28 protein-coding genes are annotated in these 23,928 nt (G+C 36.8%); 16 read left to right on the top strand and 12 right to left on the bottom strand.

Translation table 11 applies throughout. The features are described from left to right. The first annotated feature begins 124 nt into the window (after positions 1-124). The 3 genes from OSH00_RS06260 to OSH00_RS06250 all read left to right on the top strand — a co-directional run bounded on the left by OSH00_RS06260 (position 125) and on the right by OSH00_RS06250 (position 3,055). A complete protein-coding gene (locus tag OSH00_RS06260; protein WP_266129707.1) occupies positions 125-1,846 on the top strand; it encodes a glutamine--tRNA ligase/YqeY domain fusion protein in 1,722 nt (573 codons plus the stop codon). 134 nt (positions 1,847-1,980) lie between these two features. After that, positions 1,981-2,301, top strand: a complete 321-nt coding sequence (locus tag OSH00_RS06255) for a pyrimidine/purine nucleoside phosphorylase (protein ID WP_196076790.1) — start codon at positions 1,981-1,983, stop codon at positions 2,299-2,301. A gap of 310 nt (positions 2,302-2,611) precedes the next feature. Continuing rightward, entirely contained in the window at positions 2,612-3,055 is a 444-nt protein-coding gene (locus tag OSH00_RS06250; protein WP_266129706.1) for an SRPBCC domain-containing protein, read from the top strand. A gap of 43 nt (positions 3,056-3,098) precedes the next feature. Here the strand turns inward: OSH00_RS06250 and OSH00_RS06245 are convergent, their stop codons facing one another. Further along, positions 3,099-3,635, bottom strand: a complete 537-nt coding sequence (locus OSH00_RS06245) for a lecithin retinol acyltransferase family protein (RefSeq protein ID WP_266129705.1) — start codon at positions 3,633-3,635, stop codon at positions 3,099-3,101. A gap of 182 nt (positions 3,636-3,817) precedes the next feature. On the opposite strand from OSH00_RS06245, the gene OSH00_RS06240 reads away from it, so the two are divergent. Further along, a complete protein-coding gene (locus OSH00_RS06240; protein ID WP_266129704.1) occupies positions 3,818-4,573 on the top strand; it encodes a phosphodiester glycosidase family protein in 756 nt (251 codons plus the stop codon). Positions 4,574-4,645: 72 nt separating this feature from the next. On the opposite strand, the gene OSH00_RS06235 is transcribed toward OSH00_RS06240, so the two are convergent. Both OSH00_RS06235 and OSH00_RS06230 read right to left on the bottom strand, forming a co-directional pair. After that, a complete protein-coding gene (locus tag OSH00_RS06235) occupies positions 4,646-4,891 on the bottom strand; it encodes a hypothetical protein (protein WP_196076794.1) in 246 nt (81 codons plus the stop codon). 171 nt (positions 4,892-5,062) lie between these two features. Next, a complete protein-coding gene (locus OSH00_RS06230; protein ID WP_266129703.1) occupies positions 5,063-6,304 on the bottom strand; it encodes an OmpP1/FadL family transporter in 1,242 nt (413 codons plus the stop codon). A gap of 415 nt (positions 6,305-6,719) precedes the next feature. Between OSH00_RS06230 and OSH00_RS06225 the strand changes: the two genes are divergently transcribed. Both OSH00_RS06225 and OSH00_RS06220 read left to right on the top strand, forming a co-directional pair. Beyond that, entirely contained in the window at positions 6,720-7,343 is a 624-nt protein-coding gene (locus tag OSH00_RS06225) for a TetR/AcrR family transcriptional regulator (protein WP_196076796.1), read from the top strand. 280 nt (positions 7,344-7,623) lie between these two features. Next, complete coding sequence (locus OSH00_RS06220; protein ID WP_266129702.1) at positions 7,624-8,310, top strand: class I SAM-dependent methyltransferase; 687 nt, start codon at positions 7,624-7,626, stop codon at positions 8,308-8,310. A gap of 118 nt (positions 8,311-8,428) precedes the next feature. Here OSH00_RS06220 and plsB read toward each other — a convergent pair whose 3' ends face one another. Then, positions 8,429-10,630 carry a glycerol-3-phosphate 1-O-acyltransferase PlsB gene (gene plsB / locus OSH00_RS06215; RefSeq protein ID WP_266129701.1) on the bottom strand — a complete coding sequence of 734 codons (2,202 nt, stop codon included), beginning with the start codon at positions 10,628-10,630 and terminating at the stop codon, positions 8,429-8,431. A 232-nt stretch (positions 10,631-10,862) separates the two neighbouring features. Here plsB and cysK point away from each other — a divergent pair, with 232 nt between their 5' ends. Further along, entirely contained in the window at positions 10,863-11,861 is a 999-nt protein-coding gene (gene cysK / locus OSH00_RS06210) for a cysteine synthase A (RefSeq protein WP_196076799.1), read from the top strand. 123 nt (positions 11,862-11,984) lie between these two features. On the opposite strand, the gene OSH00_RS06205 is transcribed toward cysK, so the two are convergent. Continuing rightward, entirely contained in the window at positions 11,985-12,521 is a 537-nt protein-coding gene (locus tag OSH00_RS06205; RefSeq protein WP_196076817.1) for a lytic transglycosylase domain-containing protein, read from the bottom strand. A 419-nt stretch (positions 12,522-12,940) separates the two neighbouring features. Here OSH00_RS06205 and OSH00_RS06200 point away from each other — a divergent pair, with 419 nt between their 5' ends. Continuing rightward, positions 12,941-13,540, top strand: a complete 600-nt coding sequence (locus tag OSH00_RS06200) for a GNAT family N-acetyltransferase (protein ID WP_266129700.1) — start codon at positions 12,941-12,943, stop codon at positions 13,538-13,540. 54 nt (positions 13,541-13,594) lie between these two features. On the opposite strand, the gene OSH00_RS06195 is transcribed toward OSH00_RS06200, so the two are convergent. The 6 genes from OSH00_RS06195 to OSH00_RS06170 form a co-directional block, all read right to left on the bottom strand. Next, entirely contained in the window at positions 13,595-13,855 is a 261-nt protein-coding gene (locus OSH00_RS06195) for a CbrC family protein (protein ID WP_266129853.1), read from the bottom strand. A 125-nt stretch (positions 13,856-13,980) separates the two neighbouring features. Further along, positions 13,981-14,136, bottom strand: a complete 156-nt coding sequence (locus OSH00_RS06190) for a CbrC family protein (RefSeq protein WP_266129699.1) — start codon at positions 14,134-14,136, stop codon at positions 13,981-13,983. Between the two features lie 43 nt (positions 14,137-14,179). After that, on the bottom strand, positions 14,180-15,220 hold the full coding sequence (locus OSH00_RS06185) for an AlbA family DNA-binding domain-containing protein (protein WP_338150151.1): 1,041 nt from the start codon (positions 15,218-15,220) through the stop codon (positions 14,180-14,182). A 199-nt stretch (positions 15,221-15,419) separates the two neighbouring features. Next, the gene (locus tag OSH00_RS06180) at positions 15,420-16,058 is read right to left on the bottom strand and encodes a DUF4304 domain-containing protein (RefSeq protein WP_266129697.1); all 639 of its coding nucleotides are present in this window, start codon (positions 16,056-16,058) and stop codon (positions 15,420-15,422) included. 41 nt (positions 16,059-16,099) lie between these two features. Then, entirely contained in the window at positions 16,100-16,783 is a 684-nt protein-coding gene (locus OSH00_RS06175; RefSeq protein WP_266129696.1) for a hypothetical protein, read from the bottom strand. A gap of 27 nt (positions 16,784-16,810) precedes the next feature. Beyond that, positions 16,811-17,461 carry an A1S_1983 family putative colistin resistance protein gene (locus tag OSH00_RS06170; protein ID WP_266129695.1) on the bottom strand — a complete coding sequence of 217 codons (651 nt, stop codon included), beginning with the start codon at positions 17,459-17,461 and terminating at the stop codon, positions 16,811-16,813. A 103-nt stretch (positions 17,462-17,564) separates the two neighbouring features. Between OSH00_RS06170 and ispF the strand changes: the two genes are divergently transcribed. Continuing rightward, positions 17,565-18,059 carry a 2-C-methyl-D-erythritol 2,4-cyclodiphosphate synthase gene (gene ispF, locus OSH00_RS06165; protein ID WP_266129694.1) on the top strand — a complete coding sequence of 165 codons (495 nt, stop codon included), beginning with the start codon at positions 17,565-17,567 and terminating at the stop codon, positions 18,057-18,059. Between the two features lie 306 nt (positions 18,060-18,365). Here the strand turns inward: ispF and rpsT are convergent, their stop codons facing one another. Beyond that, a complete protein-coding gene (rpsT, locus tag OSH00_RS06160) occupies positions 18,366-18,632 on the bottom strand; it encodes a 30S ribosomal protein S20 (RefSeq protein ID WP_004720657.1) in 267 nt (88 codons plus the stop codon). Positions 18,633-18,845: 213 nt separating this feature from the next. Here rpsT and OSH00_RS06155 point away from each other — a divergent pair, with 213 nt between their 5' ends. From OSH00_RS06155 to OSH00_RS06125, 7 genes are all read left to right on the top strand, one after another. Then, positions 18,846-19,508, top strand: a complete 663-nt coding sequence (locus OSH00_RS06155) for a Rossmann-fold NAD(P)-binding domain-containing protein (protein WP_266129693.1) — start codon at positions 18,846-18,848, stop codon at positions 19,506-19,508. Positions 19,509-19,523: 15 nt separating this feature from the next. Beyond that, the gene (gene rraA, locus OSH00_RS06150; protein WP_266129692.1) at positions 19,524-20,036 is read left to right on the top strand and encodes a ribonuclease E activity regulator RraA; all 513 of its coding nucleotides are present in this window, start codon (positions 19,524-19,526) and stop codon (positions 20,034-20,036) included. Between the two features lie 42 nt (positions 20,037-20,078). After that, positions 20,079-20,864: a glutathione S-transferase N-terminal domain-containing protein gene (locus OSH00_RS06145; RefSeq protein ID WP_266129691.1), complete on the top strand. Its 786-nt coding sequence runs from the start codon at positions 20,079-20,081 to the stop codon at positions 20,862-20,864. 52 nt (positions 20,865-20,916) lie between these two features. Next, positions 20,917-21,399, top strand: coding sequence for a DUF6678 family protein (locus OSH00_RS06140; RefSeq protein WP_266129690.1), 483 nt, complete (start codon positions 20,917-20,919; stop codon positions 21,397-21,399). Positions 21,400-21,594: 195 nt separating this feature from the next. After that, positions 21,595-22,536 carry a Dyp-type peroxidase gene (locus tag OSH00_RS06135; protein ID WP_266129689.1) on the top strand — a complete coding sequence of 314 codons (942 nt, stop codon included), beginning with the start codon at positions 21,595-21,597 and terminating at the stop codon, positions 22,534-22,536. Between the two features lie 111 nt (positions 22,537-22,647). After that, positions 22,648-23,004: a hypothetical protein gene (locus OSH00_RS06130; protein ID WP_266129688.1), complete on the top strand. Its 357-nt coding sequence runs from the start codon at positions 22,648-22,650 to the stop codon at positions 23,002-23,004. A gap of 360 nt (positions 23,005-23,364) precedes the next feature. Next, the gene (locus OSH00_RS06125) at positions 23,365-23,892 is read left to right on the top strand and encodes a hypothetical protein (protein WP_266129687.1); all 528 of its coding nucleotides are present in this window, start codon (positions 23,365-23,367) and stop codon (positions 23,890-23,892) included. The last annotated feature ends 36 nt before the right edge of the window (positions 23,893-23,928 follow it).

The following is a 23,928-nucleotide window of genomic DNA, read 5'->3' as shown; positions in this document are numbered from 1 at the left end:
GTTGAGAGAAGCATAAGCAAACTGTAAACTACATAGCAAGTAAAAATGTGAAATTCTTTTGTTAAAAAGGATAAAATCGCATTTTCTATATTCAATTTTAACTTTTAGAAGTGATTTATCAACTATGAAGCCAAATGATGTTGTTTCAGAACTGCCGAAAAGCCCGACAAATAATGCCAGCCCTGTCGATAATGCGCAGCAAGAACAACAACCGGGCTTAGATTTCGTACGTCAAGTGATTACTGATGATCTATCAACAGGTCGTACACAACAAGTCGTGACTCGTTTTCCACCTGAGCCAAATGGTTATTTGCATATCGGTCATGTTAAAGCGATTTGCTTGAATTTCGGTATTGCAGAAGAATATGAAGGCTTATGTAACTTACGTTTTGATGACACCAATCCTGATGCTGAAGAACAAGAATATGTCGACGGAATTGCCAACGATGTAAAATGGTTGGGCTTCGAATGGAATGGTGAACCACGTTATGCATCAAGCTATTTTGATCAATTGCATGCTTGGGCAATCCAGTTAATCAAACAAGGCGATGCTTATGTAGATTTGCAAAGCCCTGAAGAAATTAGAATTAACCGTGGTAATTTCGTAGAACCAGGTAAAAACTCACCTTATCGAGATACTTCTATTGAAGATAATCTTGTTCGTTTTGAAAAAATGAATAATGGTGAATTTGCAGAAGGTGAAGCCGTATTGCGTGCCAAAATTGATATGGCTTCTCCGAATGTGCATATGCGTGATCCAATTTTATATCGTGTACTTCATTCCGAACATCATCAAACAGGTGATAAATGGAAAATGTATCCAATGTATGACTATGCGCATCCATTGTCAGATGCAATTGAAGGCATTACCCATTCATTATGTACATTGGAGTTCCAAGACCACCGCCCATTCTACGATTGGATTGTTGAAAAGGTTCATTCAAAGGCTGTACCACGTCAGTATGAATCAAGTCGTTTAAATGTAGACTATACGATTACTTCTAAACGTAAATTGCGCAAATTGGTTGAAGGGAATTATGTCAGCGGTTGGGATGATCCCCGTATGCCAACAGTGGTCGGTATGCGCCGCCGTGGATTTACTCCTGAAGGTCTACGTGACTTCTGCAAGCGTGTAGGGGTATCTAAAACTGATGGTATTGTGGATGTGGCAATGCTTGAGTTCTGCATTCGTCAATCACTTGAAAATACAGCAGCTCGAGGGATGGCTGTATTAAATCCATTAAAAGTGACATTAACCAACTTGCCAGCAGATATGGATTTAACCCATGCACGTCATCCAAATGTAGATATGGGTGATCGTGTTATTCCGTTAACTTCTGAAATTTACATCGATCGTAAGGATTTTGAAGAGGTTCCCCCTAAGGGCTTTAAACGTTTGGTTCCAGAAGGTGAAGTACGTTTACGTCATGCCTATGTGATCAAGTGTGACGAAGTGATTAAAGACGAAAACGGTGAGGTTGTTGAGCTGAAATGTTCAATTGACCCTGAAACTTTAGGTAAAAATCCTGAAGGGCGCAAAGTAAAAGGGGTTATTCATTGGGTTTCAGCTACTCAAGGGATTCCAGCTGAAGTCCGTATTTATGATCGTTTATTCACTGAAGCCGCACCGGATGCCGATGATGATTTCTTGAAGTTTTTAAACCCTGAATCATTAAAAACCGTACAAGCAGTGGTTGAACCTGCTTTGGCTCAAGCTAAACCGGAAGATCGTTTCCAGTTTGAACGAGAAGGTTATTTTGTTGCAGATCAGTATGATCATACGCTTGCAAAACCCGTGTTCAATCGTATCTTGGATTTAAAAGACAGTTTTAAACCGGGCAAATAATATTTGCATTGAGCGCCAAATCTTTCTCGACTTTAAACCTAGCTTCGGCTAGGTTTTTTTGATTGCGAAATTGATTGAGCAATGATATCGAATAGCGATATATTAAGCGTACAAATAATAATCAGGATAAGCCAATGTCTTCCCAATTTGATTTTGTTACGGTTCATATAAAGCCTAATGTACATTATAAAGGGCGATCAATTAGTTATGTTATTGAATGTCAAGATGGTTCAAAAAAAACATTAGGTGTGATTTTACCTACTGAGAAACCGTTGATATTTGAAACACATGTTAGCGAAAAAATCGAAATTATTTCTGGGAAATGCTTTGTAAAAAGAGAGCAAAGTGAAGAAACGGAAGTGTACCATTCAGGTGAGTTTTTTACAGTTCCTGCAAATAGCCGATTCAGTATGCAATCGACAGAAGTGGTTGATTATATTTGTCATTTGGAGTAATCCCCATTTTTGAAATGTGCATCATATCGATCAGATGCTTTGACAGCCCTATATTTTGAGAAAAATTTTACTTAATTTACTTGAATGAATGATCGCTATTCAATTGCATGTTTTACATCTAGAGTTTAAATAGATTTGTGTAGGCAATCCCTCACTTCTCAGAACAACATCTTTGTTTGATTGAATCATCAGTTATTAATCACTAAAGCTATAAATTTATTAACAAAAATCTGATACTGATTCGTATCTGGTTATGCGATCAGTATGCTATTGTTCATCCAATCGTTATCCCTATAAAAGAGTTATAAGAATGAATCCAACAATTGAAACACAAATGCTGATTCGTAAACCGATATCCGAGGTTTTCAATGCATTTATTGATCCTGAAATAACCACTAAGTTTTGGTTCAACAGTGCGACCGGTCCATTAAAAGAAGGCAAAATTGTGCAGTGGAGTTGGGATAAATATCAAGTAAAATCAAAGGTCATGGTTTTTAATATTCTTGAAAATAAATTGATTCAAATTGTTTGGGGAGAACCTAAAACATCTGTGGATTTCATCTTTGAGGAAGTGGGTGCCGAGCAAACGTATGTCACTATTCGCAATTATGATATCCCATTGCAGGGCGCTGAACTGATTAAATTTATTATAGACGCGACTGGCGGATTTACAACGGTGTTGGATGGTTTAAAAGCCTATTTGGAACATGGCTTGGTATTGAGTTTGGTTGAAGATAAATTTCCACCATTTTAACGGTGTTGGCTTGACCATTTCACCGATCTGTGCATTAAAAGAACTACTTCTTGGTTTGTTGTTCTTTTAATGATAGATAAGTTGGGAGTTTGAGTTTGGACTGAGCTCTAAGTTTCATTTTGATATATAGCACCAAAGCAAAACAGGTGGTGGCAACAGTTAAAAATAAGCCATTCATATAGGTCATGATTGAACTGATATAACCAATTGTGGTTAATCGATTCATCATTTTCACCACTTGAGGGCTACTTTCAATCCCTGTAATTGCCCAACTGCAGAGATGCTCGCAGTTATTGATAATAAGGTGGTAGTTGTTTTCATGCATACGTGAGCGCATACGGCGTACGACATGGCGACCCGAAAACTTGGGTTGCTCATAAAGACGTATGCGAATGGTTTTACCATGTGAGAATTTTTCCAGAGAGGTCATTTCTATCGGACGTTTTTTAAAGAAATGTGCAAAACCAGAATAATGAATCACGCGACCTCGTCCTGCATAAATGCCATGATGGCTATAGCCAAAATGTTTGACGATTAAATGTGCTCCAATCGGGTATTTCGTTATTTGTTTTGTCTGCATATGCCACTCAGTTCAAATAAATTGTACACATGTATTTAATTGAAAGGATAGAATGATTATAGCGATGCATAATGAATTTAATAGCCCTTAAAGTGATAATTAAGTAAAAAATTACATTTAAAATGCAAAATAGCATGCATTATGAATTAAAAAATTGAAAAGATGATTTGGAATTAAAGTTTATGCCTTTGAGATATTGGATGTACAGCTTTCTGACCAGTATTGGATTGAGTACTTTTCCATTTCAGCTACATGCTGAGACGACTTATATCAAAATCAGTAAAGATCAGAAAGTGATAGCAGATGTGGTGCGGATTGATGATTTGAGTAAGCTACAGTTATTCCTCAAAGACCCACAGGCTAGACCCTATAAGAAATTCGCTGCGTTACAGAAGAACCTGAAGCAATGTAATATCAGTTTTGCTATGAATGCAGGGATGTATCATGCCAATTTCACACCAGTCGGACTGTATATCGAGCAAAACAAACAACAGGTTGAATTGAATCAACAAAAGAATAAATTTGGTAACTTCTTTATGCAACCGAATGGTGTGGTAGCATGGAATGATCATCGAGCGGTAATTCAAACCACACCCCAGTATCAGAAGTCTAAGTTTAAAGCACGCTTTGCAACACAATCTGGTCCGATGTTGGTCATCAATGGGCAGATTAATCCAATCTTTGTAAAAGACTCAGATTCATTGAAAGTTAGGAATGGCGTGGGTGTTAAAAATAATCAGCTCTATTTTGTGATTAGTCGTGGCAAAATTAATTTTTATGCATTTGCTGATATTTTTAAAACCCAACTCAAGACTGATCAGGCTTTATATTTAGATGGAAGCATTTCAAGCGCATACATTCCACAAGCCAAAAGAAATGATCAAATATATGATCTAGGTCCTATGTTTGTTTATACAGAAGCAGAGCAGTGCCGTTAATCATGGACTAAAAATGGTGGAAGAATATATGGATGTGGATAAAGACACATCCATATATCGATGTTGATTAAATTATTTAACCATGCCAATAATTGATGATTGTGCTTTACATGCTTTGATTGCATCTTCTTTTGACAATTTTTTGATTTCTTCTTCAAAAGCCTTTTTCTGTTCTTTCAGCGAATCTTCAGGAATACCGCTCTGTTTTGCTAAATCTTCCATATGTTTCCAAGATTCTTCGCATTCCTTTGGCAACCCACCACATGCCGTTAACGCTGTTGCTAAAGCAATCATTGCTGTTAAATTTAATAATTTCATATTATTACCCTTAAATTGAAAGTTGATTTTTATTCATATTGATCATTAAAGTTTTTAGCATTCACAAATGACGATGAAATGAATTTTTTCAATAAAAAAGACTTCATTCTTCAAATATATACGCCAGAATGAAGTCTACGCTAAAAAATAAGTTTAACCAAATCGTTGTTTTTAGAAGCGGTAGCCGATTTTTAGACCATAACCGATAGCATTGTTATTTCTATAGTCGCCTTGTTGTGCGATTTCAGAAGCGCCTGGAACAGGAATATAATATGTTCCATCCTGTGCTGTTGCATCACCAATCCATAGATATTTAATGCCTCCAGCAATAAAGTAGTCTGCAGTCGGATTGTATTGCACACCAATCCCCAATCCCCACCCACCTTTGGTTGGATTTAACACAGAAGCAGGATTACCTGTACCAGAGTCCCATGATACATCTGCTGAAGCTGCCCATTTTTCAGTAAATTGATGTCCCAGACCGAGTGTTAAATTGTATTGGTCTTTTTGATAATCGTCGAGATTGAATCCTCCCGAATACAATCCTTGACTCAGTTCAGCCGTGGCAAGTTCGGTTAAGGCGCCGAATTGGGTAGGGCGAATTTTAAAATCTTTCCAGTTTACCCAGCGTGCATTTAAATATGCAATGGTGTCTTTATAAACACCAGTTTGTAAGTCTACATTGACAGATTGAGGTGTATTGATTTCAGTCGCTTTATCTTGAGTGATCGCCAGTGATTCACCAAAAATCGTTTCTTGCGCATCAATCTTGTGTTTAATTTTAGAGCGGTAGGTTACTGCGGCTTTTAAGGCAATTTCGGGAATTTGAAAAGCTGCACCTGCCATCCATCCTGCAGCACTGTCCTGTTTGAATTTTGCGTCATAACCATTGAATACACTCATGGAATTGCCGCGTAAAGATACTGATCCCTTGACCGTCTGATAAACGCCACCACCATACAAATTAAAATGTGTATTTGGCTGAAAACCCAATAGCATGGTTATATTCTGTGTATCTACATGGGCTGAAGTACCTTTCATGGAAATTTCAGTATCAGAAAAAGTATTATTGCTACGTAAAGGATATTCAATATCCGCACCATAGGGTTGATCGTAAATCACGCCAAAAGAAAATTTTGGTGCAATTTGAAGCTTCAATGCTGCATTATAGTATTGAAATGATCGTGCCATATCGCCAGTACTCAGATCATTACTACCAGCATTGACCAAATCTGGACGATTCCTGACTTTACCGGAAACATCTGGATCAACTGCGGAAATGCTGGCTTCAAAATAGTTTTTGTCTTCAAGAAATGCCAGTATGGATTGTCCGGATTGATCCATTGCAGCCGCCTGTGCATAAGCTGTCGAGAATAGGGTGAGTATACTGAGAAGAAGTGGCTGTGTTTTCATGCTGTTCGTTCCTTGAATGTTTTTGTTATTACGGTCATAAAATTAAAATAAAATGGAAACCATTAAGCTATCTTAAGTCATTAGTTTCACTGATTTTATTTAAACACTTTATAGGAAGAGTGAAGCATTTTTGATCATGTGAAAAAAGGGGATGAGTGACCGATTAAGGGGGGATTAACGGACAAAGTAATCATGTTTTAATGATTATTTTAATAGAATTGTTTAAAGGATTGGCTTGTTTAAACCATGCTTAATCCTTCATTTCTGTAAAAATTCAGCGCATAACCAAAGCATTATTTTTTAGATAACAAAAATGGATATCACGATGAAATCACGCAGATTGATAGCTTATTGATTTAAAATTTATTAGTATTTAACCTGAATTATCTTATTTTAATGGAACTTACAGATTGCTATGAATTATAAAAGATCCTCTGTCATGGAAGAAAAAATGCAGCAGAATCGTGAGATGATTTTATTGTCAGCTCGCGAACTGGTAGCACAAGGGGGATTTAAAGACGCTCAAATTCAAGCAATCGCTGATCGAGCGGGTGTATCAAGTGGTTTGGTTTACCGTTATTTTGAAAATAAAAATCAAGTACTGATCGAAGTTTTAAATGCTGCTATTCATATTGAAGTGAATATTTTGAATGATATTGCCCATACTGAATTAACTGCTGTTGAAAAATTGCATCGCGCAGTGACAACCTTTGTCAAAAGGGCGATGAATAGCCCACGATTGTCATACTCCCTGTTGTTTGAACCTGTTGATCCGCAATTTGAGCTTGAGCGCTTCCAAAGCAAGCAATTAATTAAAGAAAGTATTATTAAAATTTTGACTGAAGGACGACACTCAGGTGAGTTTATATTTGAAGATTTAAATACCACCGCATTATGTATCGTGGGAGCAATGACATTCGTTGTGATTGAGCCCCTCAGTATTGCAAAAACAAAACGCTTCGATAAAACCTATAAAGAATATTTTGTTAAACAAATTGCAGATTTTTGTCTACAAGCCGTAAAAGTAAAACATAGTTAAATTTAAGTTCGTGCTGCCCCTATCTTTAGCTTCTTAACACAATGGTTTTGGTTGATTCTTGCTGAGTTTTTATCCAATCGCCGCTTGAACCTGTGGCGAGTCTTAGTTCTGATTAGGTGTAAGCTGAAAAGAGCTCTTGGTTGGAAGAGATGTAAATGACATCTTTGGATATCATATTTCATCCTAAATTTTTATCGAACTCATGTTACTTTAATTTCAGCGGGTTGATGACTCATCTATAAATCATTTTTTTTAAAACGTTAATTAGGAGGGGGAAATTATGGCAAAGGATTTTAATGATCCAAGAGTGGTGGAAAGTTATGACGAACATATCCGTAAATTAATCCCGGGTTATGAACTGTTTCATTTACAAGTCCATGCTTTACTACAGACTTATGTACCTTCACAAGCCGATATTCTGGTGGTGGGATGCGGTACAGGGTATGAATTACAGTATTTGGCAGAGAAATTTCCACTTTGGAGATTTACTGCAATTGATCCTGCTCCAAATATGATCGAAAAAGCCAAACAACATATTGATGATTCAGGGCTATCATCTCGAATTCAATGTATCGTGGGTGATAGCTCAATACTGCAAAATATCACCACAACTTTTGATGCAGCCTTGGCAATTTTGGTCTCGCATTTTGTTCCAATTGGAAGCAAATTAGTTTTTTTTAAAGATATTGCAAATAGCCTAAGCAATACAGGGATATGTCTAAGTGTAGAATTGACTCAATTTGAAAATAAACAGGATTTGGACGCTTTAAAAACCTTGACCCTAGATTTAGGATTACATGAAAAGCAAGTACAGGTTATGGCAGATCGCATTACTGATGATTTTGCTTTGGTGAGCGCAGAAAACATGACTGATCTCTACCTAAACGCTGGTTTTAGTTTCGTTAAAACTTTCGCACAAGTGTCCAATTATTATGGTTTTATTGGGTTCAAGTCTTCAATACGTTGATAAACTTTATATTTTAAAATTTTAATTATATTTGTAGTCTACGCTATCTATACTGGGAGATCAAAACCACTGTTTTTGAGTTAATCCCCGTATAGATTGATTCAAATTTACATGACTGTTATTTATCCTTTACGTCTTTTTCAGCCTCTTTCACCACATTGACATCATATAAGTGTGCAAGTGCTGAAAGTAAGCGAATTTTAGGATCAGCCTTTGAAATATTGATATTCTGCTCTGCATCTATATCAATCAATTTTTCAGCACTGAAATATTCAAGAATACATTCAATTTGGGTATCCACTTGAGTTTCATCCCATTTTAAGAAAAATGCCTTATGGATTGATGGATATTGTGCAATCACCTGTGAAAATAATTCAGATTTTATAATTTTAAAATGCTGTTGCTCGGTATTTCGTTTTAATACTTTTGCAATCAGAGCAGGCAAAATAAAAGTGTGCAGGATGTTATTACTAAAATATTTCAGTAAACCGACCTGAAGATCACTGACTTTTACCCAGCGTTCATTGTCATGTTCAATCAACTCAACTTGTTTGAGTTTCATAGCATATTGAATGATTTCTTTGTTGGAGAGTTCAGTGATTTGCATACGCTCATCATAGCGATGGTGTTTCAATAAATTGCGCAATTGTTCCAAACGAACTAAAACTTCACGTTCAGCTAAGGCATGTGTAGGCGCATTTAACAATACCAGAGAAATCAAACTGATTGGATTGATCACTACAGCTTTGTTGATATTTTCCAAAATGTCGATTGCAACATCATTTACACTGGCTTTGACACTGTCAGGGATCTCGTCGTGCAATCCGACATGTTGGGGTGCTTGATTTTTTAGCAGAATATCTTCAAGAAAAACAGGTTCACCCAAATTAACATGTACCACACCAAATACTTTTTCAATTTTTTGAATAGACTTTAATAAACCAAATAAAGATTCAGCCTGTTTCTTTTGACCGCCCAATTCCTTGATGTATGAACTGCCTTCAATGAGCTTTTCATAGCCGAAATAAGTTGGGATAAAAGCAATAGGTTTACTGTTTCCGCGTAGATAACTTTGGATCGTCATTGCTAACATGCCTTTTTTAGGCGGTAATAATAATCCAGTACGGGAACGCCCACCTTCAATGAAGTATTCCATCGGTGTGTTGCGATTCAACATACTGTAGATATATTCTTTAAAAACTGCCGTGTATAGTGCATTGCCATTGAAACTACGGCGAATGAAGTAGGCACCTGCACCACGCATCAATTGCCCAACCACAGGCATGTTCAGGTTAATACCTGCTGCAATATGTGGAACCATCAGCCCACGGTTATAAATCACATAAGACAGTAATAAATAGTCAATGTGGCTACGGTGGCATGGGGTATAGACAATCTCGTAATCTTTGGCGAGTTCACGCACTGTATCAAAGTTATGTACTTCGATTCCATCATATAACTGGGTCCAAAGTTTGGTTAATGCAATCTCAGCAAAACGCAGCGTCGAGTAGGAAAAATCAGAAACGATTTCATCTAAATACTGATGTGCCAGATTTTCAGCTTCATTGATACTGATTTTTTTATGAATACTTTCATTAAGAATGGCTTCTTTTATCGCTTCAGTGGTCATCAATTTATTAATCACATTACGACGATCTGAAATATCAGGACCCAGAATAGCTTCTTTATAGCCATTAAACTGTTTATTCAGCTCAGTAACCACATAATGAGCAGGTGAGAAATTCGGTGTAAGTTCGATGGCTGAATTGATCAATTGACGCAGAGAAATTGCTTGATGGAACTCGATATAATTGTCACGGCCATAAAGCGTGATGTTGAGCGCTTGTTTAATACCTGTCGGTTTTGCCCAAGCATCTGCCATCAGTGCTTTATACCAACTGTCCTCATTTTCAGGGGCACGTCCCCATAAAATCGTCGTCGGGATCAGCAATACATCCTGTTCAGGATGTTTCAATAAAAACTCAACCAGACGAATGATTTTATCTGGGTAATATGCAGATGCATTACTTTTTGTCGGCTCTAAAGTTATAAAAGAATCATCTTCTTGATAGTCGGAAGAAAGTTGAAGAGGTGCGAATGCAGGACTAAGCTTTCTTTTTTCAGTTTCATTATCAATCAAGACTTTATTTGATGTCGAATCATCTTGGATCACATAGCAAATTGGAAAATGTGCTGTATCTGGATCATTGATTGTATTTTCAAGTGTTTGTGTATCACCCAGAACTTGTGGGCTGACAATTTTATTTAAGATTTTTTTTGTAAATTGACGGTAAAATTTTTGATAAGCACTGCTTGCCATAATCTTCTCTTTAGATGAGTTATAGGGTTATTATGCTTGAAATAATATACAAATATATACTTTGATTTGCTGACAATTCAGTCAAATACATTGCGTAAAAACTAAACTTATGATTTATATCAATAAACTGTTTGATTGTTGCTATAATTAAATTCAGTTACTGAATATCAAAGTGTCATGCCACAGCATTGTGATAGATTGATATAAACTCATTTAAATTCAAGGAAAGACCATGTCTACAGATCCAAATTTCCCCAACACAGAAAATCGAGGTATCGCCGTATATGCCAACAATGCTGAATCCATTGGCAATACACCGTTAATTCGTATCAATCGTCTGATTACAGGTGGAGCAACTGTTTTAGCAAAAACAGAAAGCCGTAATCCTGCATTTTCTGTCAAAGACCGCATTGGTGCAGCATTGATTGCTGATGCAGAAGCCAAGGGGCTTTTAAAAAAAGGCATGCACATTGTTGAACCAACCAGTGGCAATACAGGGATTGCGCTGGCATTTGTAGCAGCAGCAAAAGGTTATGAAATCACGTTAACCATGCCGGCCAGCATGAGTATTGAGCGTCGTAAAGTATTAAAAGCCTTAGGTGCGAATTTAATTCTAACTGAGCCTGCAAAAGGGATGAAAGGTGCAGTCGAAGAAGCCGTGCGTTTAGCTACAGAGCAACCAGAAAAATATTACTTACCGCAACAGTTTGAAAATCCAGCCAATCCTAAAATCCATGAAACAACTACAGGTCCCGAGATTTGGGCAGCCACCGCAGGTAAAGTTGATATTCTTGTGGCTGGTGTGGGTACTGGCGGAACGATTTCAGGAATCTCCAGTTATTTTGAAAATGTCAAAAATCAAGCGATTCACTCAGTTGCGGTTGAACCTGCTGACTCTCCAATCATTGGACAAATCAAGCGCGGTGAAACCTTAACTCCTGGTCCACATAAAATACAGGGTATCGGCGCAAACTTTATTCCTAAAAATTTAAACTTAGATTTGGTTGATGAAGTGATTGCTATTGAAAACCAAGTTGCCATTGATTTTGCACGCAAAAGTGCAACTCAGGAAGGTATTTTTGTGGGGATTTCCAGTGGCGCGGCATTAGCAGCAGCGGCACAATTGGCAGCTCGTCCTGAAAATGCAGGAAAAACAATTGTGGTGATTTTACCAGATGCGGGCGAACGCTATCTGTCTTCTGTGCTATTTGAAGATATTTCTGCAGATTAAGTTCCCCTAAGTTGAATCGTATACCGCTGCTGTTCTAGGTTGCATCGACTATACATTAAGCCCTCTCAAGCATGACAAAGAGAGGGCTTAATGTGTTGATAGATAAATTTTACTGTTAGATTTCTACAAGGAAGATTTTAACTGTTTTTCATGCTGTTTCACTTGTTTGGCATATCTTTTCCCTTGACGTTTCATCTTACGGTTTGTTTCGTAATTTGTCGGTCCCACATTGTAATAAGCCAATGCTTTTTTCCAACTTCCTGCAGATTGGTTGTATTTTGCTAAAATCATGGTTCCACATCGCACATTGGTATATTCATCGAATAAATCTCCAGGGCATGCTTGTTGCCAGAAACGTGGCATTATCTGTGTTAAACCAACTGCACCTGATGGAGAAGTGACATAACTGCGGTAACTGGATTCCTGGCGAATTGTAGCTGCAATCAGTAATGGATCGACATTATATTGATCTGCACTTTGTACAATAAAAGGTGAGACTCTATTTGCAATATCTGGGGAAACTGAATAAGCCTTCTGTATGCCTGTCGAAAGTTTGGCTGCGCGTTTTTGCACAGAACCACCGCCTAAAGAAGAGCATGCTGTGATTGCAAGGGTTACACAAATTGTAGAAATTATTTTTAACTGATACTGAAAATTCAAAACAAAACCAATAACTGCGAATCTGAGATTGTTCAAGATGTTAAGTGTCGAATGTTGAGCTGTCAATCTGACAACCTCGGTAGATTTATTCTTGATTTGTATCTCCGTCTTTGAATGGTCTATTATTTAACCAGAATTGCTCTAAAGACAGTTTGTTTCAGCAATAACGTTTTTTTAAGAAGAATTTATCGAAGCGATTGAAAAATATAAAATGATACAAAAGTCAGATTAAAAAAGCATAAGCTCATATTTTTCTCGAAATGATTGTAAAAGCGCAGCATCTTGTTATATCAAAGATTATTGAGAAATCAGATCATTTATAATTCATGAATTGTCATGGTAATTTCATATTTTGATCATAAAAGTTTCAAAAACATAGCGGACAATCGGGGAGCTTTCTCTACATTGGTGTAATTGCTATGAATCAGGATATTTTTTCACCGCTTTACACATCACTGCAAACATCACAGGTACAGCTGTTGCCATTGCAGGCAGAACATGCACTGGCATTGATGGAGGTATGTAAGGATGGAAAGTTATGGGAGTTGGACTATACCTCGGTACCACACTACTCGCAGATGCAGACATATATCGCAAAAGCCCTTGAGCAAAAATCACAAGGTTTACGTGTTCCATTTGTGGTTTTCGATCAACATACACAGCGAATTGTCGGTACAACCAGTTTTAGAGATTTTCTCTGGGATGTACGTCGTGTTGAAATTGGTTATACATGGTATGGCGAGTCTGTACAACGTAGTCATATCAATACCAGTTGTAAATTTCTGCTCCTTCAGTACGCTTTTGAAACTTTACACGCCAATTCAGTTGCATTACGTACGGATATTCGCAATTTCAAAAGTCAAAAAGCAATCGAACGATTGGGCGCCCAGCGTGATGGGATTTTGCGTCAGGATGCCTTAAGAAAAGATGGATCAGTACGTGATACAGTCATGTATAGTATTTTAAAAGAAGAATGGCTGGAAGTGAAACAGCATTTGACTGAATTATTATCTCGTTAAGTGATTGATAATTTTTATTTTTTGATTGACATGAATGCTGATTAATTTTTCTGTCTAGCTGCAATCGATATGTAAGCCATGTTGTCGGCAATGGATGCATTGAAACAGATAGCCTGTGAAATCACCTTCGATCATGAGGTGATCGCATATTAGCTCTAATGGATAGCCATTTTCTTCGATATCGGCTTTAGCTTCATTCCAAATCGGTTTGAGCATTTCACTATCAGCATAAGCAATAAACTGACATGGTGCATTGCAATGCACGAGCCAAACTTCTTGTTGCCAACGATGATAACTTGGTGTCCGTCTACAGATTTCATCTAAAAATTCAGGATTGTTTTTGGAAATGCATCATTTGGCTTTGAAGAAACTCCTTCAATGCTGCAGTAATCATTGTATTCTCCATCATATTTCTGTGCTGCTGCGCCGTTGGCAATACATCATGGACAGATATAGTCGGGTTCATCTACGCTATAGAAACAACCTATGTACTTTAAATCATGTTGTTGATTGCAAATCGAACACCTACCGATTTGATTTTCAAATAGATCAAGTCTGTATGCATTGGGATGATATTTAAATTGAGGGTAATCCATATTTTTTTAATTCTTTTCTCTAAATGTTTTTACTGACCTAAGACTAGCAATAAAATTCTATACGAAAACTTTCGATTAGTTCTGGTGGTACCCGTGTTGTCTGTCCATTGGTCCGCATAAATAATTCGCCTTTATAATATAAAGGACGATCGGACTTATTACACTTGAACACCAATACTGTTTTTCCCTGGATCTGTATTTCTTCCAATGTCGTGTAAATATTTGAGATTTTATTGCTTTCATGTGCAAGCTTGTCTATCAAACTTCTTTTCATTAAATCAAGTGAATCATTAAAGTGTTCGGCAAGTTCTTGTTCAACGCCCACTATTTTTAGATCGTCTGCCACCCCAATAAATACATAACCATTTCGTGTATTCATAAAGGCAAAACAGGCTTTAACCCATTTATCAGATTTACGATTGGTAAGTAAATCTGTGGTACGTTCTTTAAATTCAACCCTTTGATTTTCACCAAGCTGTATCAAGTTCAAATAGAAGTCGGAATGAGCATTCTGTTGGTAGCATTTTAAAGTGTTTTTAATTTTTTCCAATGATTTGTAAGCTGTTACAGTTTCTAGATTATGAATGTCCTGCCATTGATAAATAAGTTTGGTTTTCAGCTCAGTGAGCACTTTGGGATCTGCAATATATTCGAAACTTGCACTAAGCTGCTGTAAAATTTCTCTATAAATGTCATGACTTGAAACAGGAATAGAAATTTTATTCAAAGTATCTCTGTTTTTTTCTAATTTTTTATGCACTTCAAACGGGTCTTGATAAAAACTTAAATATTTTAATTCATTTAAAATGTGTTCATACGGGCGATGAAAGGAGCTTGGAAAAAGATGTTTGGGCGGGATATGAATATATTTTTCAATCTGTTGGAAATAATGCCTAAGTGTTGGATATTTTAGAGCTTGATAAATGTTGATTTCAAATTTATCGGAAAAGGGAGTAGTGGTGTAAGCTTGAAAAAATAGTAAAGTTTGGATCTCTTTGTATTTATTGGGGTAATCATGCCAATGAGTTTCTAGAAACTCATTAAAATTCTTAAACTTATTGGTGATATACATGTTCAAATCCATAGCAACACCTTTTATCCTCTATCATTTGGTGTTCGGTATTTACAACAAATATGTCATCAGACTATTTATATATACTTATATATAAGTGAAATAGGGCAGGAAATAAAGTGTAATGATTTAAATCGTATATTTAAAGTTGTTAGAAAATATAACAAATATTTCAATTTGATGAATAAACACTGAGTACGGTATTGGATATTTAAGGGGTGATTTTGGGTATAGCCAAACTTGGATTCACAATAAATGACTCTAAACGAGCTCTTAAGGATGTTGCCCGATCAGGTACATAAGGAAGAGCAACTTCTGCTAGTTGTTTCACGAGTTCTAAATTACCAGCTGCGCCAGAGACATAGCATAAAGTACACATTTCACTTGGATGTACGGGTTTTTGGATTGCCAAAGTTGCTTTTTTGATGAAATCTTCAGGCCATTGCGCCATTTCTCCAAAAAAAAGCTGACTCTGACGATCCCATTCAGATACTAAAAATTCAACCATTTGTGCTGCATCTTGCGCTGACTGTGTATATGACCAATCACTATCATAATCATTTATCAAGCCTGAAAGAATTGAACCACGCCACGCGCAATCATAATCATGCATTTTCTCAATCTCTAAACCTTTGCCGGTACAGCCCATTACATATTCACCTAATGAAATGAGATGTATGCCTAGATTAATTTGAAAGCAATGCCTTTTTGTAAAATGCTGAATATCTACAATTCGAATGACTTCACCATCCACTTGCCAAAATACATCAGCTTTTTGGGTAAACCCCTGTGCTTTTAAAAGCGGATAGAATTGAGTGCGTAACTGTTTGGAAATAAATTTTTTATCCATATTGAATATCACCCAATTTGAGTCGAACGTGTCATAAAAAGCTAACTTTGGACAACATAACCAAATAAACCCGCTAGGCTTCCATTTACGGTCAAACCTAATGCCAGTCTAGGTAAGACACAACCTGTAATCACTGTTCCATGAGGATAGTCTTTGCGATCGATTTGTTCCAACTGCATTGCGTCACCAATACGGATAAAGGCAGAATCAATAAAATCATTCTGCTGAGTGAACCATTCTTTCATTTTTTTCCAAGGTTCAAAGTAGCTTGGTGGTGATTCTTCACCATCTTGTTCAACTTCTTTCCACCATAAGGTATTTGAAGTCATTGGTTCTACAGTAATTGTTGCAAGTGGAAAAATGGTGTTGGCGAATGACTGATAAATCAATTCAGGGGTAATCTTTTTAACAGGGACCTTTTGCTGATGCACAATATAGAAAGGGTGGAAATAATCACCGGAATTTGAACCCATGCCCACTTCTACATTTGCCATAATCTTGGCAATTTGAGAACTGAGGTTCTGGCATAATCCCAATCCATTTTGATCAATTGTATGATTTAGGCTTGCTGGATATTTTGTAATCGTTCCATCATTATAGACTTGGGTAAAACGCGAAAGAATATTGTTTGGCCATTCATCGTGGTCTGAACCGACATCATGGTTCTGCATGCATGGTGTTAATACCGTTAATTTATCAGGATCGAGTGCAAGTGCCATATTCATTATTTTTTCCTGATCATATTTTAATTGCTAATCATAGAGACGATAGATTCCGTTAAAACGCTCACAACCTTTTTGTTGTGTAGAAACAGATAAAATTGCTTTTTGAAAGTTTAAAGTGTATTTACAGTCATGTTCATTGTCTAAGATTTCATTCTTTTTTTCTGGAGTCGTATAGGCCAACAATGAAATTGTTTGGGCTTCTTTGCGGTTGTTCGGATTTCGGTATGCAATGCCCTCTACTTTAATACGATCCTTACTCAACTGATGTATTTGTAAATGAATCGGCTGTTCTGCAATTTTACCATGTTGGTATTTAATAAAGTGCTGAGTGAGGCTTTGATTCATGGATGTGTAAAAATTTAAATCTTCAAGACGAATATCGAACTGCTGTTTGAAACAATCTGAAGTTTTACACTGTTTTAAACGGTTAAGCCAAAGGTGATGGGTATCATTTATCAAACGTACTGGTGCGTCTGTGACTAGATAGGTGGTGAGGTAACTTTCATTAAGTTGTTCACGAAGTTCTTTGTATTGTGGACTACATAGTTTCTTGAATAAAGCAGCGTCTTGATGTTTACAGTCCATAGGGAGTGCATAAACAGCAGACGTGCTGATACAGCTCAAAATGAGACCAGACAAGAGCGTTTTAATTTGATTAAATTCTGTATTCAACAGCATGATCGCTTATACTTTCACAATGTTTGCATACGTACTATAGCGAAAGAGAAAGTACGAATACAAGATTTTTTAAAACTTAAAAACTGCATAAAGGGAGTTGAAAATGAGCGTACCGATTCGTATAGGGCAAGGAATGGATGTGCACGCCTTTGAAGAAGGTAACTTTGTCACTTTGGCAGGTATTCAAATTCCTCATTCTCATGGCTTAAAAGCACATTCAGATGGTGATGTTGTATTGCATGCGCTGTGTGATGCTTTATTAGGGGCATTGGCGTTGGGTGATATTGGTCAGCATTTTCCTGATACAGATGCTGAGTTTAAAGGTGCTGATAGTCGTAAACTATTAAAACATGTCTATCAGTTGGTTTTAGATCGTGGTTATGTGTTAAACAATGCGGATATTACAGTTGCGTGTGAACGTCCAAAATTAGCCAAGCATAATTTGGAAATGCGCCAGAGTATTGCAGATGTACTGGATGTTGAAATCACGCAGATTAGCATTAAAGCAACCACGACAGAAAAGCTCGGTTTTACAGGACGTCAGGAAGGGATATTGTCAACAGCAACAGTTTTGATTTCGCATCAAACTCATATATAAGACATCATAAGTAAATTCAGATGATTTTCTTTTTATGAGGATTTAAATAGTGTAAGGGGGCAGATATTCGGTATCTGCTCTTTTAGGCTAGATATAGCGACAGCAATCCTTTTAGAGTGAATTCATCAGAATTGTTCTCTATTTGCATATAACATGTGGCGATAAAGATTGAGCAAATAACTGGTTTGTAAGGGTTTAATCTTCAAAAGATAAAAATATAAAGTGCAAGATATGCGTAATTGGAGCGACTTCTTGAATTTTAGGTACAAAAAAAGCCCTGTAAAGGGCTCTTTTTACATGCATAAATTAGTTAGCTAAAGCTTTAACTTGTGCATTTAAACGGCTCTTATGACGAGCAGCTTTGTTTTTATGGATGATACCTTTATCAGCCATACGGTCAATTACTGGAACCGCAGCTTTATAAGCTTCAGTTGCAGCAGCATATTCACCAGTAGCGATTGCAGCGATTGTGCGTTTGATATAAGTACGTACCATAGAACGCAAGCTTGCGTTGTGTTTGCGTGCTTTAACGTTTTGACGAGCACGTTTTTTTGCTTGAGCAGAGTTTGCCACTCGTGCACTCCTTGATTAGATTGGTCTGGGCGGGCTGAAATCACATCTGAAAACCAACATCAGAGGATTATCACCAGCCCGTAAACAAGTGCCATATTGTGATTAAACAGGCCGGCAAAGTCAAGTCTTGACATGCTTTGACAACATTTTTGTTGAAGAAAAATTTGAAATAAAACGTTAGATTAGTAGTAAATCAAGGAGATTGTTTAAAAAATGACTAATTCGATAAAAAATGCGATTGTGATTGGAGCAACAGGTTTAGTCGGTCAATGTTTAATTGAGCAACTCAATTCATTGACAGAATGCGAAAAAATTACGGTGGTTGTTCGTCGCCAAAATGCTGAATTTAACTTATACAAAAAAGTTGAGCAATTTGTTTTGGAGGATTTTCTGTTATTAAATGATCAAGATGTAAGTGGCTATAGCCATGCATTTAGTTGTTTGGGGACGACCATTAAAAAAGCGGGTTCCAAAGAAGCTTTTTACAATATTGATTTTGAAATTAATGCCCATTTTGCAGATTTATTTGAAACAACAGAGACACATTTGGTTTTAGTCAGCGCTATGGGCGCGAACGCGAATGCGTCAATTTTTTATAACAGAGTCAAAGGTGAACTTGAGACCTATATTCAACAGCTGGATTTATATCGTTTTTCAATCATTCGTCCATCTTTGTTGTTGGGTGACAGAAATGAAAAGCGTTTTTTTGAGGATATTTCGCAAAAGCTTTATAGAAAATTTTCACATTTAGTCCCCAATTCTTTTAAATATAAGCCAGTGACAGCACAACAAGTGGCTCATACTATGGTCGAGGCTGCACAAACGCAAACTCATAAAATTGAAATTTATGATAATTTACATATACAAAATGCCTAATTAGGGAGAAATAACGTGACAACAGTACCTTTTGTAACCTGTGATTTACTCGATGACAATCCAGATAAAGAAATTCAAACGCTGATCCCTTCATTAGATGGTAAATTTTTTAAAAGCTATGGGGCACGCAAAAGTTTTGGTGGTCAAATCGTGACAGTGAAGTGTTTTGAAGATAACTCTCGTGTAAAAGAGTTATTGGCGACAGTGGGTGCTGGTAAAGTCCTGGTTGTGGATGGTGGGGCATCCATGCGCTGTGCATTAATGGGTGATATGATTGCAGAATCTGCTGTAAAACATCATTGGAATGGTGTCATTATTTATGGTTGTGTTCGTGATGTAGATGCACTTGCTGAACTCGATCTGGGGGTACATGCATTGGCTTCAATTCCACAAAAAAGTCATCGTAAAGGCATAGGCGAAGTCGATATTCCTCTATATTTTGGCAGTGTAGGCTTCAATTCTGGTGATTATGTTTATGCAGACAACAACGGAATTGTGGTTTCAAAAGAAAAACTAGTGGATTTATAGACACTTTATAAAAATGTAGAGTGACTGCTCGAGGGTAGCAAAATGGTACATCATCAAATTAAAGTCGTACAAGCATTAGCTTCAACGCTGACTGCAGGAGGACGTGGGGTTACTGGAACAGCATTTCCCAATCAACCTGAAAAAGCCTTAAAGCTTTATGAGTTTGAAGGTTCTCCATTTTGCCGCCGTGTCAGAGAAGTGATGACTACATTAAATTTGGATTACGAAGTTTATCCATGTCCTAAAGGTGGAACCAAATACCGCAAGATTGTTAAAGAAAATGGTGGAAAATTACGTTTTCCTTATTTTGTTGATGAAAATACTGGAACAGCCATGTATGAATCAGTGGCGATTATTGATTATTTATTCAAGCATTATGGAAAAAGCGGTAAAACACCAAAGAAGTATGCACATTATCCCCGATATCCTGTGATTGCTTTGGCTGGAACGGTGATCAATGGCGCACGTGGCGTATGGGTAAACCCAAAAATTATTGATCGAGCTGCACCTGAAAAGTTATTAAATTTATGGGGCTTTGAAGCAAGTCCATATACAAGAATTGTGCGTGGCGTATTAACAGAACTGGAAATTCCATTTGTATTTCATAATGTCGCTAAAGAATGTTGGCAAGATCAGGGTCCTGCGGCTTTACGTTTAAAACCGGGTAAATATGTACCACTCAAGGGTGGAAAGCGCGAAAAAATTGTTTCTGTGATGGGACGTGTTAAGCAAGATATTCAAGTGCCTTATTTGGAGGATCCAAATACAGGAGTAAAATTGTTCGAATCAGAATCCATCGTCAATTATTTGCAAAAACAGTATGGTTAATTCAAATATATCAAAGCGCCTTTTCTGAGGTGCTTTGTATAAAGAGATCAATGTGAGTATAGCCGAAAATTATATTGAATATAAAAATCATGTCAGTGCATTGGAAAATGATGCTCACTATAAAAAGCAGGTTTTGAGAATTCAACAGATTGTTCACCAGCGCCAGTTGGTATCCTGTATGAATGATTCAACATGGATCAAGCTTCTTGATGCCATAAACAGTTTAGATTTTCCACCAGCTTTTATGGCTAAACTGTTAAAAGATCCAATTGATCAACACGCAGAAACACAGTTCTTAAATACTGTTCCGTGGTACTGTGGTGATTGGCGACCCTTTTATCAGGAAGGCATGCCGATTTTTATCAGTATTGAGTATTTAATCGTAAAACCGATGTTAATTGAACATCAAGGGCGTTTAATTGCTGCCAAAATTTTAGATCAGACTGATCGATTTCGAAATTTGTTAAAGTCTTTGAATGTGATGTATCAGGAATATGAATCCAATGGCGGTTTTAAGATTTATGGGTACAGATAGGAAAACATTATTTATGGACAAGTCTCTTATTTCCTAAGTGTGTTGATTGTGTATTTAAAAATAAACCGAATCAGGTTTTTGTTGCCGTCTAAACGATCGATACTAGAGAAAATGATTATAATTATACGGATAAAACTTAAGCTTAAAAACAGTCTATGTTAGATTGTAACCAATAAAATATACTTGAGAACTGGAATGACTTTAACTCGAATTCAACCTGTGATAAATCGCCCAGGAGAAAATGCCTTATTTATTGTATTAGGTTTAAAACAAGGGACTGAAGTTGTCGATACGGTGATTGATTTCGCAGCTAACTTTTCTGCATTCACACGCAGTTTAAGCAACCGTTATCCTGATGAACAATTTAGTGCTGTATTGGGCTTTGGTGCAGGTGCTTGGGATTGTTTATTTCCAAATCAACCTAAGCCACAAGAATTAGAGACATTTAAAGAAATACAAGGACCCAAATACACCGCTGTATCAACTGATGGTGATTTGTTCTTCCATATCCGCGCAAATCGCCAAGCTTTATGCTTTGAACTGGCAGACATCATCAATACTCAATTAAAACAGGTGAGTTATCCGATTGATGAAGTGAATGGTTTTCGATATTTCGATGGTCGTGCGATTATTGGCTTTGTGGATGGGACTGAGAATCCTGAAACGGAAATTGCCGCAGAATATGCTTTAGTGGGTGATGAAGACCCCCTATTTAAAGGTGGCAGTTATGCTTTCATTCAAAAATATATGCACGATATGGATAAGTGGCGTGAGCTAAGTGATGAAGAACAAGAAAAAGTGATTGGACGGAAAAAGTTTAATGACGTTGAGTTGGGGGATGATGTAAAACCCAAAACAGCACACAATGTGGTCAGTAAGGCGCATGATGAACAAGGCAATGAATTAAAAATCATGCGTGCCAATATGCCTTTTTCCAATCCATCTAAGAACGAATATGGTACTTTCTTTATTGGTTATGCCCGAAAATTTAGTGTCACGCGTCAAATGTTGGAGCATATGTTTCAAGGGGATGATGAAGGAAATTTAGATCGTCTGCTTGATTTTAGTACGGCTTTGACAGGAACATTATTCTTCGTGCCTACTGTAGATTTCTTGGATAACTTGGGTGATGAATAAATCATTAATTGGTATAAGCAAAGAAGGGCGTGAAAACGTCCTTCTTACAGCGATTTCTAGCTGAATTTGTTAAGATACGGGTTTGTATTGTTTATTGGTTGAGTTTTAAACATGTTAACGAAGATAGCCGCTTTATTTAAAAACAATAGAAACTCAGCGGAACAAGCTTTTTTGCAACAACATCATATTCAAATTGATGCTGAAAATGGTTTTGTTGTTGATGGTATAGTTTTAAATACAGAACTGGCGGAACGACTTGAATACTTTTCCAATCGTAAACTGAATAATTTTGATGATTTGCAGGCACTATTTTATAAAGCAATCTTGATCAATGAAAAGATTGATTTAGAAATTGCCTCTGGTCGTTATGTGGTTAGATTAGGCAATACTGAAGAAAATCTAAAGCAGTTTAAAGAAATTGTTCGGAAACTAAATGATTACTATAAAGAATTTAAAAGAGAAAAATAGATTATGGTCGTGATGTTGATATTTTATCTTGATTTTTAAATTAAGATTGAGCAGGCATAAGACATTGACTCCGCAAGTAAACGAAGTGAATAGCGGAACTATTTTCAAGTTCTATGGCGGAGGCTGAGATAATTTTAGCCACAATCGTAAACAACAGCAAAGCATGGCTTTGTTTGCGGCACAAGGCTTAGCGGGGAACAAGCGTATTTTTGCTGCTTCACATGATCTTGCGAAAACAGTGTTTGTCATTATTTGGAATGACTAAATTTCATATTTAGCGTCTAGTATCGTCTAAAAATGCCTTGTCTAAACGACAAATTATTAACAGACCCTATACGAATAGGAAAAGAAAGATAGACCATGTTAACTGCAAAAAACTGGGCTGAAATTTCCGAACAAGCCGAAGAATTTATTCAATTTTTACAAGGTGATAACTTTTTTAGTCAGCCTTATACAACAGATAGAGATTATTGTGTCATCACCGATGTTGATCTGGCGATGAATTTTTCAACGGACAGTAGTTGGGATAAATTTACAGATTGGGAAACAGTCGTTGATTCACAGTTTCCTGAAGATTTTGATTGGCAATTGAACTCAAGAATTAACTATCAATTACAGCAAAACAATTATTACGACTTGTTCACAAAAAATTTAAATGGATTGCTTGAAAAGTGGACAACATTTGATGGAATAGGAATAGCTCACGAATTAATCATGCATGATATCGGTTATATTTTTAATTGTTATGCAAATGACTATTTTCCACCGATTTGGCAAGAGATTTTACAGGTTTATTATGCAGGTGGTTTACCGTGTGGCTGGAATGGATTTTATCCTGACGGAAAAATGGTCGTGTTTAGCCATCAATCGAATAAATTGGACAAATAAAATCACTGAATTCAACAAAGTCATCATGTTAAACTA

The sequence above is a fragment of the Acinetobacter nematophilus genome, from assembly GCF_026344175.1.
GTDB classification, from domain to species: Bacteria; Pseudomonadota; Gammaproteobacteria; order Pseudomonadales; family Moraxellaceae; genus Acinetobacter; species Acinetobacter nematophilus.
This window is presented reverse-complemented; position numbering and strand designations above follow the sequence as displayed.

Excerpts from the sequence above, each read along its gene's own strand:
- OSH00_RS06225 (WP_196076796.1), top strand. The coding sequence starts at position 6,720 with ATGAATTATAAAAGATCCTCTGTCATGGAAGAAAAAATGCAGCAGAAT.
- OSH00_RS06155 (WP_266129693.1), top strand. The coding sequence starts at position 18,846 with ATGACTAATTCGATAAAAAATGCGATTGTGATTGGAGCAACAGGTTTA.
- OSH00_RS06170 (WP_266129695.1), bottom strand. The coding sequence starts at position 17,461 with ATGCTGTTGAATACAGAATTTAATCAAATTAAAACGCTCTTGTCTGGT.
- OSH00_RS06190 (WP_266129699.1), bottom strand. The coding sequence starts at position 14,136 with ATGGATTACCCTCAATTTAAATATCATCCCAATGCATACAGACTTGAT.
- plsB (WP_266129701.1), bottom strand. The coding sequence starts at position 10,630 with ATGGCAAGCAGTGCTTATCAAAAATTTTACCGTCAATTTACAAAAAAA.
- OSH00_RS06230 (WP_266129703.1), bottom strand. The coding sequence starts at position 6,304 with ATGAAAACACAGCCACTTCTTCTCAGTATACTCACCCTATTCTCGACA.
- OSH00_RS06180 (WP_266129697.1), bottom strand. The coding sequence starts at position 16,058 with ATGGATAAAAAATTTATTTCCAAACAGTTACGCACTCAATTCTATCCG.
- OSH00_RS06220 (WP_266129702.1), top strand. The coding sequence starts at position 7,624 with ATGGCAAAGGATTTTAATGATCCAAGAGTGGTGGAAAGTTATGACGAA.
- OSH00_RS06260 (WP_266129707.1), top strand. The coding sequence starts at position 125 with ATGAAGCCAAATGATGTTGTTTCAGAACTGCCGAAAAGCCCGACAAAT.
- OSH00_RS06135 (WP_266129689.1), top strand. The coding sequence starts at position 21,595 with ATGACTTTAACTCGAATTCAACCTGTGATAAATCGCCCAGGAGAAAAT.
- OSH00_RS06185 (WP_338150151.1), bottom strand. The coding sequence starts at position 15,220 with ATGGATTTGAACATGTATATCACCAATAAGTTTAAGAATTTTAATGAG.
- OSH00_RS06240 (WP_266129704.1), top strand. The coding sequence starts at position 3,818 with ATGCCTTTGAGATATTGGATGTACAGCTTTCTGACCAGTATTGGATTG.
- OSH00_RS06255 (WP_196076790.1), top strand. The coding sequence starts at position 1,981 with ATGTCTTCCCAATTTGATTTTGTTACGGTTCATATAAAGCCTAATGTA.
- cysK (WP_196076799.1), top strand. The coding sequence starts at position 10,863 with ATGTCTACAGATCCAAATTTCCCCAACACAGAAAATCGAGGTATCGCC.
- OSH00_RS06125 (WP_266129687.1), top strand. The coding sequence starts at position 23,365 with ATGTTAACTGCAAAAAACTGGGCTGAAATTTCCGAACAAGCCGAAGAA.
- OSH00_RS06245 (WP_266129705.1), bottom strand. The coding sequence starts at position 3,635 with ATGCAGACAAAACAAATAACGAAATACCCGATTGGAGCACATTTAATC.
- OSH00_RS06145 (WP_266129691.1), top strand. The coding sequence starts at position 20,079 with ATGGTACATCATCAAATTAAAGTCGTACAAGCATTAGCTTCAACGCTG.
- OSH00_RS06130 (WP_266129688.1), top strand. The coding sequence starts at position 22,648 with ATGTTAACGAAGATAGCCGCTTTATTTAAAAACAATAGAAACTCAGCG.
- ispF (WP_266129694.1), top strand. The coding sequence starts at position 17,565 with ATGAGCGTACCGATTCGTATAGGGCAAGGAATGGATGTGCACGCCTTT.
- OSH00_RS06200 (WP_266129700.1), top strand. The coding sequence starts at position 12,941 with ATGAATCAGGATATTTTTTCACCGCTTTACACATCACTGCAAACATCA.
- OSH00_RS06175 (WP_266129696.1), bottom strand. The coding sequence starts at position 16,783 with ATGAATATGGCACTTGCACTCGATCCTGATAAATTAACGGTATTAACA.
- OSH00_RS06235 (WP_196076794.1), bottom strand. The coding sequence starts at position 4,891 with ATGAAATTATTAAATTTAACAGCAATGATTGCTTTAGCAACAGCGTTA.
- OSH00_RS06250 (WP_266129706.1), top strand. The coding sequence starts at position 2,612 with ATGAATCCAACAATTGAAACACAAATGCTGATTCGTAAACCGATATCC.